We start from the raw sequence: 12,219 nt of genomic DNA on the forward strand, positions 1-12,219 counted from the left end.
AGCTCCTCTAATCATGATTTTATTCTTCTTGCAAAAAACGAACGCTTCTTGGGCTGCTGCCCGATCAAATGATTCAAAATATGGGCTAATACCTTGTCTGTCTGAGGATCCCTGTCAAAAGGATCAATGTGTAATGGAAGTCCGTACACACTTGATGTATTCAAAGTTCTACGTACACGCTGAACAGCATCTGTGGCAGCAAGCGGCAGACAATAAATCCATTTGTCTCTCGGATAACGATGATGCGAACGAACAAATGCATTAATCTCTGCCTGCTTCCACTCAGCACCTGAGCCTACAACAATAGGCAGGTCTGCTCGCAGAAACTCCTCCAGTCGATTCTGATCCTGACCACTACCCAGATCCATTACGATAAACTGGTAGCTGCCACCCAGCAGAGACAAAATATCTGCTCGTCCAGACTGTTTCCAATAGTGCACTCCGTCGACTGCAAACTGTCTGCCCGCAGATAAAGGCTTCCCGGCTTGGGCAACTTGCTGAATCCTTGCAAACGATTGGGAGCGCGGCGACATCTCGATGACTGCCACCTTAAACTGTTGTCTCTCCAGGTAATGGCTAATGGCTATGGCGGTATGCGTAACCCCAACACCGGAAGATGCACCTGTCAGAGCAATAACTCTAGTTCCACCGTTAATGGTCCATGTTGTTGATTCATTACTTTCCGTTATTCCAGGTCTTCGAAGCAGTTCTTTGCGGACTTCATCGGCAGATTGGAAACGTTCCTCGGGGTTCTGTCTCAACAATCTTCGTACAACCGGAATGTAAGTGCGAGGTACATCACTGCGTATGGAACTTTCGACACCTTGTATCCATTCTGTATATGTACCACCCGTCATGAGATAGAGCAGCAGTGCTCCGAGCCCATACAAATCCGATCTTGCATCCGTCTGTCCGGTACCGTATTGTTCAGGAGCAGCAAACCCTGCCGTACCCAGTTTCACCGTATCTTCTGTATGCTGAGCTTTGAAGCTGCGAGCAATGCCAAAATCAATCAACCTGACTTCATAATCCGGGGTTATCATGATGTTGGATGGCTTCAGATCTCGATAGATCACTGCTGGATTCAGACCATGCAAATAACTGAGCACGTCAAGTAATTGGAGCACAAAATCTGTCATATGTTCGAGGGGGACTTTTCCACGACATTGCTTGTGATAATCACTCAGTGTCTGACCTTCAATGTATTCCATTACCAGGTAAGTATAGCCCTCTTCATCAGGCACAAAAAAATCAACAATCAACGGTAATCTGGGGTGCCTGAGTGAGGTCAATAGAGCAGCTTCCTTCTCCATACTGGATTCGTAAGGTACCGTAGCGACACTTTCTTTTATCGCCCAGGTCTTCCCTGGCAACTTCATATCTTCTGCCTTATATACGTGGCTCATCCCACCTGTACCCAGCACGGACTCGATTCGATACCGTCCTCCCAGCAGGCTTCCGTGTTCCAGCCTCGCCGGATGTCTCATGTATAATCCTCCTTTCTGCATAACAAAAAAGGGAAAGCTTACCGAAGTGCAACAGTCCGGTTATCCGGACTTGTCCACCTCGGGATGCTTTCCCTTGGAATCATTATGGTTAATATTGGTATCATTATAGTATACGCCACAAGATATTGTAAAGTAGTAAATTTAAAATCTTTACGTGCTTAATATTTAATCATATAAAGTGTTATTTCCTCGCGATTGTGGAACAATTGTTTGGATCGTTGAATCTGCATCCGTGAACGCTCAAACGTATCAATGACTTCCTTGATCAGCGCGAGTGGTTTCTTATGCAGCAGTTTTACCGTAACAACTGCTGTTCCACCAGATTGAAGACTGTACAACAAGTCCGAAACGAGACGGCTCATCAATTTCGGACTCCAGCTCATGTCACAGACAAGCAGGTCAAATTCACCTTCACGGAACCGTACATCACCTGCATTCTTTTTCAAAAACGTAAGTTTGGGCGATTCCAGAAGTGTGGCATCCATTTTGGCCGGGTCCACTGCTGTGACTTCTAGTCCTCGTTCTAGCAAAAAGGAAGTCCAACCACCAGGGGCAGCACCAATATCAAGCGCCTTGTGAAACGATGCAAAATCAATGCCAAACGTCTGCTCTGCCTCAAGCAGCTTGAATTTGGCTCGCGAGATCTGGCCTTCCTCTTTTTGAAAGCGTACAGCTCCCCCGCTCCAGTCGGAAAGGTTCTGTTCAGGTCGTGATATCCCAGCATACAGGGCATGATCTGCTGCGAACACAGAAATAACAGAGTCCGCATCGCGAACAACCCACTCACAGCCTAGTGTATCGAGCTTTTCGGTCAACCATTGCTTCAATGAAGCGGCGTTCTCCAGCCAAAATGAACCTTCCGTTTTACGGACCTGTAGTGCCACTTTGGTTCCGTTCAACTCCGTATGGTTTGTAATAAAGGCAATCAGTTTCTCCATCGCCTGATCAGAATCTTCCGTATTCTCCTGAAACTGAACAGGCTGAATGTGACGTAAAAATGTTGGATTTTCCTCAAGGAGTTTAATCGATACCTCTTCTTCTGTTACCGGTAAGCCGGCAAGAAGCACTTCACCCGGTACAAGTACCGTACTCTTCACAGCACCGAATGTACGGCGCAATTCTTCCTGAGCATAAGGTGCAAAGCCATGATTGGCTGTGCAGATAAAACGGGAGAAATTCCCTTCTCCGCTAGACGACTGTGTACTCAACTTGTGTTACCCTCCAGAACGTACGCGAATCCATGGTCGATCGTGATCCCACTGAATGTCGACCGGAATGTCGTACGTATGCTTAATTGTATCCTGTGTCAAAACATCATGTTTGTTTCCTGCTGCAGCAATACGTCCTTCGCGAATCAATGCTACATGTGTAAATAAGGGCATGATCTCTTCTACATGATGCGTTACATATACTACTGTTATATTGCGCTGACGAAGTCGGTCGATTTCAGCCAACATTTTTTCCCGTTCATATAGATCGAGTCCAGCGCACGGCTCGTCCATAATTAATAACTTAGGATTCGCCATCAATGAACGTGCCAGCATGACTTTTTTTCGCTCGCCCTGGGAAAGTGTACCCAGCGGGTGGTTAGCCAGTTTAGCAAAGCCCATGTCATCCAGGAGATTCAAGGCTCTGGTCTTCACTTCATCGGGAATGGTCTGATAAAAACGCAAAAAGGCAAATGCACCTGTCGCAACGACCTCCCAGACCGGATCTCGCAATGTCAGTTTTTCAATTAGCGTTTGACTGATATAACCAATCTCTTTTCTGACTTCACGAACGTCACATTGCCCATATAAGTTCCCCAGCACCTCAATACGCCCTTGACTGGGGAACATATATCCATTCATCATTTCCAGCAGCGTTGTTTTGCCTGAACCGTTACGTCCCAGAATGACCCAATGCTCGCCCTGCTCAATATGCAGATGAACTTCATCCAGGATTTGATTATCCTCCCGGCGAAGAGAAACATGCTCCATCGAAATAATCCTCATTTTAGGACCGCCTTTCGAATTTCATTTAGCAGGTGCTCCACCGAGGACATTCGATAAATCATTTTAGGTACATCCTGCTCACCATCAAACAGCATCACTGCAGGTACGCTTGAAATTTTAAACTGCTGCACAAGTTCCGGAATATCATGAATGTTCATTTCAAATAAGGTGTTCTCAGGCAGCAAATGCTCAGCGATTTCCAGCATTTTTCTCGCTGCAGCACAAGTTCCGCATAAAGGGGTGTAGATAAATACAGCTTGAGGAATACCTTCCCACACACCGCGCATCAAAAGCTTCGAATGAATGGGCTTCATCAGCTGAGCTCTCCCGCAGCAACCCGAAGCATAACCTCACCTGTCATCGGACCGTTGTGTACCTTTACAGTGTCAGGTTTATTGGTATATAACAATTCGTACATCTGACGTTTGCCGTACATGCTGGAGGTGTGTAAATAAATTTCGCGTGGAAACAGCCCTTCCCGTACAATGGCAGCTGCAACTTCTCCACCATTTGGCGAATCCGGCCCCAATTCATAATCCAGGGACAGAATATCCACGTCACCTTCCCTGAGCAGCATCAGACATTCTTCAGCGTTGGTAGCCAAGACAAATCCCTTGGGACATGACCGGTAATCATCCAAGTAAACATGCATACAACCACTCCTCTCCCCGTTTACAACCAGGAACGCATGACTTCAATATCATCTTTGTGCGTCCCATCCTCACCTGTCTCGGTTTCCAACACAACGACAGCCTGTTGGAACTCGGTCGAACTCAACAATTCTTGCATCGCTTTGCTTCCTATACATCCCTGACCGATTCGCGCATGTCGATCCTTGCACGAGCCGGAAGCATATTTGGAGTCATTAAAATGCACAGCAGCAAGTGCATTCCAGTACCCAAGCTGTCTGCCTTTTTGAAGCATATCCTGTTCACTATTGCTGTGCCACATCCCTGAAGCAAAAGCATGACATGTGTCAAAACAAAAAGCAATATGCTCCGGATATTGGCTCAGCTTGCGAATCTGAATCATTTCTTCCATGGTCGTGCCCATTGGACCGTGATCGCCTGCCTGATTTTCGAGCAAAATCTTTGCCTGTCCATTCCAGTCTTCCAAAACCGTATCCAGACAATGGATGAGATTCTGATACCCTTCAAGCGGCTGATCACTCTTAAGATGACCAAAATGAACTACCGTTCCTACTGAACCGCACGCGTCTGCAATATGCAGATCATTCCTTATGGAAGCTACGGTAGCATGAAAGCCCGCCTCTCCACGGGTCATGCCCAAAGCCGGATTCGTTGGATAGGGTGAGTGCGCAATGGACGCAATGCCATTCTCCTCACACCAAGCCCGGCACAATTCAGCATTTTTAAGGTCAGGATCTTTCAAACCAAGGCTTCGGGGGTTCTTCGGAAAATATTGAAATGCTGTAGCCCCCATCTCATATGCCCTCTTGGCTGCTTGTAAAAATCCACCTCTCGTGCTGACGTGTGCGCCGATTCCGTAATTAGGCCTCATGCTGACAATTCGGACAGAAGAAAGCCTTCTTCCCCGTAATTTCAACTCGTTCAATCGTGCCTCCACAACGTGGACAGCTTTCCCCTTCGCGATCATATACCCTGCATTGCTCATCAAAACTTCCTGTTTTCGTGTCCCCTTGCATCAGCGGCATTTCCATATAACCACCCTCGGATGCTGCTTCACGGAGCACCGATTGCATAGATCGGAACAAACGCTCTGTGAGTTCTGGAGAACTAGCGATGTTCTGTGTTTTGGAGCTAGGTCTCAAACCTGCAGCAAAAGCAATTTCATCCGAGTAACAATTGCCGATACCCGCAATAATGTGCTGATTAACCAGGGTCGTTTTGAGCGTTCCGCGGCGTCCTTTCAGCAATGAAGCAAAACGCTCAGGATTCATGCGTCGATCCAGTGGCTCAGGTCCAAGATCCGACATGGCTTCTTCCGTTTCCTTGGATGTTAGCAGGTGCAAATAACCCAATCGAAGTCCAATAAAGAACAAGATCCGATCACCAAATTGAATCTCAACTTGTGTCGAACGATCGGGACGATCTGCCTCAGTCCCCCAATAAATCATGCCTCCCAGCATGAGATGGAGTACCAGCCGTTTACCGTTTGCCAAATGAAAAATAAGATGCTTAGCCCGGCGCTCGACAAAAATAATACGATTGCCTGTAAGTTCGCGCGTAAACTCCTCAGGCTCCTTATTGATGGATTTTTCCCGGTTAACGACAACACCAGTAATAAGTAAATCAAGTATTTCTGCGGACAATAATGTCCGGTAGTTTTCCATTTCCGGTAGTTCCGGCATCTGTATCTATCCCTTCTTGGATGCTTGGCTCGCTTGTTGCGACAGCCACTCAATCAGTTTATGCAAATCATCAAACACATGATCAGGACGTATCTTGGTCGCGCTGATATGAGTGTCCATATTTTCTTTCGTTGTGACTCCGGTCAATACGAGCAATGTCTCGCATCCTGCTGCTGCTCCTGCTGCAATATCCGTACGCATATTGTCCCCGATCACAGCCACTTCATCAGCCCTTAGATTTAAACGATCAATCGCTGATTTCATAATAATGCTGGAAGGCTTGCCGATTACAGTTGGTGAAACACCTGTAGCCGCTTCGATCGCAGCACCAATGGTACCTGCTCCTGGAGTCAAGCCATCATCAGAGGGAAGCTGCAGATCCGGGTTGGTCAGTATCGATTTGGCTCCATCATTAATCCAGCGCAGTGCCTTGGTTAGTTTTTGGTAGGAAAATTCTCGGTCAATGCCTTGAATGACGTATTCCGGCTTTTCTTCCGTCCTTTGCAATCCTGCTTCATCGATAGCCTGAAGTAAACCAGCTTCTCCAATGCAGGCAACCTTTGCGCCAGGAGATTCCTCAGCTACATATTCAGCAGCAGAAACTGCAGAGGTGCAAACTTGAGATGCTTCCGCTGGAATTCCCATTTCGTTCAAGTGATCTGCTACTCCTTGCGGAGTACGTGAAGAATTATTTGTAACAAATAAATAAGGTACAGCCTGTTCATTCAGCGTCTGAATAAGCTTGTCTGCCCCATCAATCCGATGTCTGCCATGATAGAGTGTTCCATCCAGATCGATCAGATAGGCCTTAATCATACAGAGCACTTCCTTTCTTTTAGACCATTAACAATTCATGTCCTTAATTACATTTTGATGTTTTTTTGATCCATAGCTATGTATTTCAAAAAAAATAATACGGGCTTGCTCGTATGAGCACGCAACACGTCGAACCAAATCGAACGCAGACGTTTTTACTCGCGCGCCTTCTGTACAAGCTTGTCATTTCCTGCGCTTTCCCGGAAAATAATTTAATTCATTTCCCTGCTCATATTGCCCATCCTACACGCTTTCCGATCAGATTGCAAAAGGGACCTCAGGGTCTCTCCCCTTCAGTCCCGCCTGATTTGCCGTCTTTAAGACAAACTTTTTTGAAGCCCTACTGCCTTAATTATAACTGAGGTCCATTCTGATGATGAACGACAGGAATTAACTGATGCTCATTCGCCAATCTGGAGTTAGGAAAAACGGCCTTTGCCTCGTCCAAAAGAGGCTGCAGCTGTTCATCATCTTTATAACGAGAGCTAAAATGAGTCATAATCAATTCTCCAACATCGGCCGCTCTGGCCGCCTCGGCTGCTTGCTTAGCAGTGCTATGATAGTACTCATGAGCGGTATCTGCCAAATCATCCATAAATGTTGCTTCATGTACAAGTACATCTGCATGCTTAGCAAGAGGCAATACATTTGCACACGGTCGTGTATCTCCCAAAATGGTTATCACTTTGCCGCGTTTGGGAGCTCCTAATACATCCTCCGGACGAACAGCTTTGCCGTCATCCAGGGTAATCGTCTCTCCACGTTTAAGGCGACCAAACAGAGGACCCGGCTTCAAACCATACTCTGCCAGCTTGGCTTGATCGAGACTGCCTGGACGATCCTTCTCCGTAATTCGGTAGCCGTAGCTGTCGATTCGATGTTCCAGCAATGCAGACTCTACAATGAAGCTCTCGTCTTCAAACAGCAAACCACCTGTATGCTCAACAATCTTCAACTCATAGTTAATCCGAGACTGACTTAACTCCATTACGGTTGTAATCATACGTTCCGTCCCAGGCGGTCCATAAACCGTTAGGGGCGTTGTCCCTCCCTGGTATGCTCTGCTCGAAAGCAGGCCGGGAAGCCCGAATACATGATCCCCATGAAGATGGGTAATGAAGATTTTCTCCAATTTACTCAGTTTTAGCGGTGAACTCAAAATTTGGTGCTGGGTTCCTTCCCCACAGTCAAACAACCACAAAGCTCTTCGCTCATCCAACATGCGGAGCCCAATGGAAGTTACATTCCGCTGCAGTGTAGGTACACCAGCGTTAGTTCCCAGGAAATATAGTTCCATCCGGATTGCACCTCTTTCTGTTGCCAGCAAAAAGCCTCCGACGATGCGGAGGGCTCTGCCTGACCTCTTATTGACTATGCTTTTTCGACATTAAAATATTTGGCTTGCGGATGACTGAACACCATCGCGGATACGGAAGCTTCCGGCTCCATCATGAAGCCTTCCGTCAGTTCCACCCCAATGTCCTCAGGCTGCATCAGCTTGAAGAGTGGCCCCTGATCTTCCAAATCCGGACAAGCCGGATATCCAAATGACACCCGTATCCCTTGGTAACGTGCGCCATGACGCTGTTTCATGGTCATGTTTGCCGGATCCGGGAAGCCCCATATATCTCTCATCATATGATGCACTCGTTCAGCTAATCCCTCAGCCACTTCAAGCGCAACAGATTGCAGAGCATGTGATCGAAGGTAATCCCCTTGCTCCTTCCATGCCGTCGATAGCTCACGCACACCATGACCGGCTGTTACAACCATGAATCCAACGTAATCCATTTCTCCAGATTCCACTGGCTTCAGGAAATCAGACAGGCACAGGAACGGTTCAACCTTTTGCCGCGGGAATGTGAAGGTATGCAGAATATTGCTTGTATCTTCCGGATCGTAAATGATGATGCTATTGCCGCTGGATTGTGCCGGAAAGAAGCGATACATCGCGTGTGCCTGGATAATTCCATCCCGGACTGCTTCTTGCATAATCCCGTCGACAACCGCTTTGAGATCCGTTGCTTTGGGATCACCCGAAGCGAGAAGCTGCTCCACAGAACCGCGAAGGCCAAGATGATGACCAAGCAGCATCTGCATGTTTACATAAGGCAAAATGTGCGACAATGGATAGTTACGCAGCGTGTGCCGCTCAAGATCCGGAGGAACGAGAACAGGATTATCTATTGCGATATCCGACCGTTCGACTCGCGTTAGCTCCGGCAGCGGTTTAACCGTTTCTGCACTCGACGCATCAGCTTCTTTTTCAGCCTCCATCTCCAGCTGCATGACTTCACGTGAAGCCGGGTTCATCAGTTTGTTTGCCAAATCCAGACCGTCCATGGCGTCTTTTGCATATACAACCATTCCGTCATATTCAGGACGAATCCGGTTCTTGGTGAATTTGCGCGTAAGTGCTGCTCCGCCCACCATGATAGGAACATCGATACCCGCTGTTCGCAAATCCTGCGCGGTGACAATCATCTGCTGTGCCGATTTGACAAGCAAACCGGATAAGCCGATTGCATCCACTTTTTCTTCTCTATATGCTTCTATGATTCGTTCTGGTGGTACTTTTATACCCAAATTAATGATTCGGTAACCGTTATTGGACAGGATGATCTCCACCAGGTTCTTCCCAATGTCGTGCACATCGCCCTTAACCGTTGCCAGAATGATTTTGCCCTTCACAGATGTTTCATTTTTCTCCATGAATTGCTCCAGATAAGCAACTGAAGCCTTCATTACTTCCGCACTCTGCAGAACCTCGGCAACGATCAGCTCGTTGTTGTTAAACAGTCGGCCTACTTCTTCCATCCCCTGCATGAGTGGCCCATTGATGACTTCAAGTGCTGAGTATTTGGCAAGTGCCTGTTCCAAATCTGGCAACAATCCCTCTTTGCTGCCTTCGACAACATAAGAAGCGAGACGCTCTTCTAATGAAAGATTCGAAATCTTTTCTTTCTTCTCAACCTTTTTGTTCCGGAATGCCGCTACGAATGCAGCGAGTGTTTCGTCATTCGTATTATAGAGCAGCTCTTCCGACAATCTGCGTTCTTCCTCGGGGATGGAAGCATAACGTTCCAGCTTCTCCGTGTTTACAATCGCGTAATCAAGTCCTGCCTTCGTACATTCATACAAAAAGACAGAGTTCAGGACTTCCCGACCGGCCTCAGGCAATCCAAATGAGATGTTACTGATACCAAGAATCGTATGGCACTCAGGCATGGCTTCCTTAATAACCCGAATCCCCTCAATGGTTTCCTTGGCAGAACCAATATATTGCTCATCTCCCGTACCAACAGGGAATACCAACGTATCAAAAATCAGGTCCTCTGCCTTCAATCCATACTTGTTCACCAGCAGATCATATGAACGCTTGGCAACCTCCAATTTATCTTCACGACTAATGGCTTGTCCACGTTCATCGATGGTACCCACTACAACGGCTCCGCCATATTTGTGGATAAGAGGAGTTACAAGCTCGAATTTCTCTTCCCCATCCTCAAGGTTAATGGAGTTAATTATCGCTTTACCTTGAGAGTACTGAAGAGCAAGATCAATAACCTTTGCGTCGGTTGTATCAATCATCAGCGGAACTTTTACTTTTTTGACGACCAGTTCGAGGAATTTTTCCATATCCTCAGCTTCTTCGCGGTCCGGGTCCTGCACACAAACGTCGACAACATGTGCACCATTTTTCACCTGAGCGCGTGCAATTTCCGAAGCTTCCTCATATTTCCCTTCCACGATCAGGCGCTTGAATTTCCGAGATCCAAGCACGTTGGTCCGTTCACCAACCATATATGGACGATTATCCTGCTCTATATATACGGGATCAATACCGGATAATGCTGGCGGATGTGCTCCGTTCATTTCTCTTGGGGGGTACTTGGCAAGCGTATCACGCATCGCCCGAATATGTGCTGGAGTTGTACCGCAGCAGCCTCCGGCGATGTTTAACCATCCCTGTTCGGCAAACGCTCCAATTTTCTGAGCGAGTGAATCAGGTGATTCATGATAATTACCATTTTCATCAGGTAGACCTGCATTCGGATAACAGCTGACTGCTACTGAAGCCATTCCGGAAAGAGAACGAATGTGGTCACGCATAAATTCTGGGCCTGTAGCACAGTTTAGTCCCACTGAAATTGGGTTAAGGTGTTCTAGGGATATATAAAAGGATTCGATGTTTTGACCCGCAAGGGTTGTGCCCATCGGTTCAATTGTCCCTGAGATCATTAAAGGGAGCTTCATTCCGCTCTGCTCAAATGCTTGCTGGATACCTATGCTGCCTGCTTTGACATTAAGGGTATCCTGCGAAGTTTCAAGCAGTAGCGCATCAACGCCTCCCTCAATTAAAGCGAGCGCTTGCTCGGAATAACTGTCGATGAGCTCCTGAAACGTTACGCCGCCCGTAACTGAGAGCGTCTTCGTTGTTGGTCCCATCGCACCTACCACATACCGTGGGGAATCTGGAGTCGAAAACCGATCTGCCGCAGCTCTCGCAATGCGAGCAGCTTCGAGGTTAATCTCGCGGGCACGATCCTGGATATCATATTCGGCCAATACAACCGAAGTAGCTCCAAATGTATTGGTTTCGATTAAATCTGCACCAGCTTCCAGATATTCTTCATGAATGCGCTGGATGAGTTCTGGACGTGTAAGTACCAACATTTCATTACAGCCATCCAGATCCTCTCCGCCAAAATCTGCACCAGTGAGATCAACTTGTTGAATCATGGTCCCCATCGCACCGTCGAGGATTAATATTCGTTGTTTTAATGCATCATGTAGACTAAGCTTATCCAATAACTTCACCCCCGCAAAACGTTAAATCTTAGTTTAACAGAAACTTACTTATTGTGAAAGATCGGTTTTATTCAGCTGTATGGCGGGTTTCAGACGATTAAGGTCGAATTTGCGAATCGACAAAAGGGTAGACATCCGATATAATATCTATTAAACCAAGTGGAAAAGAGGGAAAGAACATGGCTGAAATTGTGATCAGAAATACGAACGAACGTATCACTGGAGACGAAAATGTTCGAAATTTCTTGGACAAATATGAAGTACTCTATGAAAAATGGGATGCATCCAAATTAAGTGCTGAATTGCAAAATAACTTTGGATTAACTGATGATCAGAAAAACCAGGTTTTGGAAACCTTTGATTATGAAATCAAAGACCTTGCTGCACGTCGCGGATATCAAATCTGGGATGTCATCACCCTCTCCGAACAAACGCCAGATATCGAAGAAAAATTGGCCAAGTTCGAGGAAATCCACACCCATGCCGAAGATGAAATCCGTGCTATTGTTGCCGGTAAAGGGATCTTTGTTATCAAAGGAACAGATGATGTCGGTTACTTTAATGTAGAATTGTCTCCTGGAGACGTCATTTCCGTACCCGAAAACACGCCGCACTTCTTCACTTTGATGGAGAACAAACAGATTATTGCTGTCCGTCTCTTTATCGAAAAAGACGGCTGGGTTGCTGACCCGTACCCGGATCCTACTTTTATTAAGCAGGCCTAATCGTTATATTACGAATATCATTCATTCAACAA

11 protein-coding genes are annotated in these 12,219 nt (G+C 46.7%); 1 reads left to right on the forward strand and 10 read right to left on the reverse strand.

Going from position 1 to position 12,219, the window contains the following annotated elements:
• Window positions 1-11: 11 nt before the first annotated feature.
• The 10 genes from F4V51_RS17525 to metH all read right to left on the reverse strand — a co-directional run bounded on the left by F4V51_RS17525 (window position 12) and on the right by metH (window position 11,462).
• Entirely contained in the window at window positions 12-1,487 is a 1,476-nt protein-coding gene (locus F4V51_RS17525; protein WP_153979035.1) for a serine/threonine protein kinase, read from the reverse strand.
• A 179-nt stretch (window positions 1,488-1,666) separates the two neighbouring features.
• On the reverse strand, window positions 1,667-2,716 hold the full coding sequence (locus tag F4V51_RS17530) for a 23S rRNA (cytidine(2498)-2'-O)-methyltransferase RlmM (protein WP_153979036.1): 1,050 nt from the start codon (window positions 2,714-2,716) through the stop codon (window positions 1,667-1,669).
• A gap of 6 nt (window positions 2,717-2,722) precedes the next feature.
• The gene (locus F4V51_RS17535) at window positions 2,723-3,496 is read right to left on the reverse strand and encodes an ABC transporter ATP-binding protein (protein ID WP_153980751.1); all 774 of its coding nucleotides are present in this window, start codon (window positions 3,494-3,496) and stop codon (window positions 2,723-2,725) included.
• 2 nt (window positions 3,497-3,498) lie between these two features.
• Window positions 3,499-3,816, reverse strand: coding sequence for a thioredoxin family protein (locus tag F4V51_RS17540; RefSeq protein WP_153979037.1), 318 nt, complete (start codon window positions 3,814-3,816; stop codon window positions 3,499-3,501).
• Window positions 3,816-4,154 carry a cyclic-phosphate processing receiver domain-containing protein gene (locus tag F4V51_RS17545; protein ID WP_153979038.1) on the reverse strand — a complete coding sequence of 113 codons (339 nt, stop codon included), beginning with the start codon at window positions 4,152-4,154 and terminating at the stop codon, window positions 3,816-3,818. The genes F4V51_RS17540 and F4V51_RS17545 overlap by 1 nt, the downstream gene beginning before the upstream one ends.
• A 20-nt stretch (window positions 4,155-4,174) precedes the next feature.
• Window positions 4,175-5,023, reverse strand: a complete 849-nt coding sequence (locus tag F4V51_RS17550; RefSeq protein WP_153980752.1) for a deoxyribonuclease IV — start codon at window positions 5,021-5,023, stop codon at window positions 4,175-4,177.
• The gene (locus tag F4V51_RS17555; protein WP_153979039.1) at window positions 5,013-5,834 is read right to left on the reverse strand and encodes an Fpg/Nei family DNA glycosylase; all 822 of its coding nucleotides are present in this window, start codon (window positions 5,832-5,834) and stop codon (window positions 5,013-5,015) included. Before F4V51_RS17555 ends, F4V51_RS17550 begins: the two co-directional genes overlap by 11 nt.
• A 6-nt stretch (window positions 5,835-5,840) precedes the next feature.
• Window positions 5,841-6,650 (reverse strand): TIGR01457 family HAD-type hydrolase, encoded by an 810-nt coding sequence (locus F4V51_RS17560; RefSeq protein WP_153979040.1) that lies wholly within the window; start codon window positions 6,648-6,650, stop codon window positions 5,841-5,843.
• A 352-nt stretch (window positions 6,651-7,002) separates the two neighbouring features.
• Window positions 7,003-7,947 (reverse strand): ribonuclease Z, encoded by a 945-nt coding sequence (gene rnz / locus F4V51_RS17565; protein ID WP_153979041.1) that lies wholly within the window; start codon window positions 7,945-7,947, stop codon window positions 7,003-7,005.
• A gap of 74 nt (window positions 7,948-8,021) precedes the next feature.
• Window positions 8,022-11,462: a methionine synthase gene (gene metH, locus F4V51_RS17570; RefSeq protein WP_153979042.1), complete on the reverse strand. Its 3,441-nt coding sequence runs from the start codon at window positions 11,460-11,462 to the stop codon at window positions 8,022-8,024.
• 179 nt (window positions 11,463-11,641) lie between these two features.
• On the opposite strand from metH, the gene F4V51_RS17575 reads away from it, so the two are divergent.
• Complete coding sequence (locus tag F4V51_RS17575; RefSeq protein WP_095286447.1) at window positions 11,642-12,187, forward strand: cupin domain-containing protein; 546 nt, start codon at window positions 11,642-11,644, stop codon at window positions 12,185-12,187.
• Window positions 12,188-12,219: the final 32 nt, after the last annotated feature.

Source organism: Paenibacillus xylanilyticus (genome assembly GCF_009664365.1).
GTDB lineage: Bacteria > Bacillota > Bacilli > Paenibacillales > Paenibacillaceae > Paenibacillus > Paenibacillus xylanilyticus_A.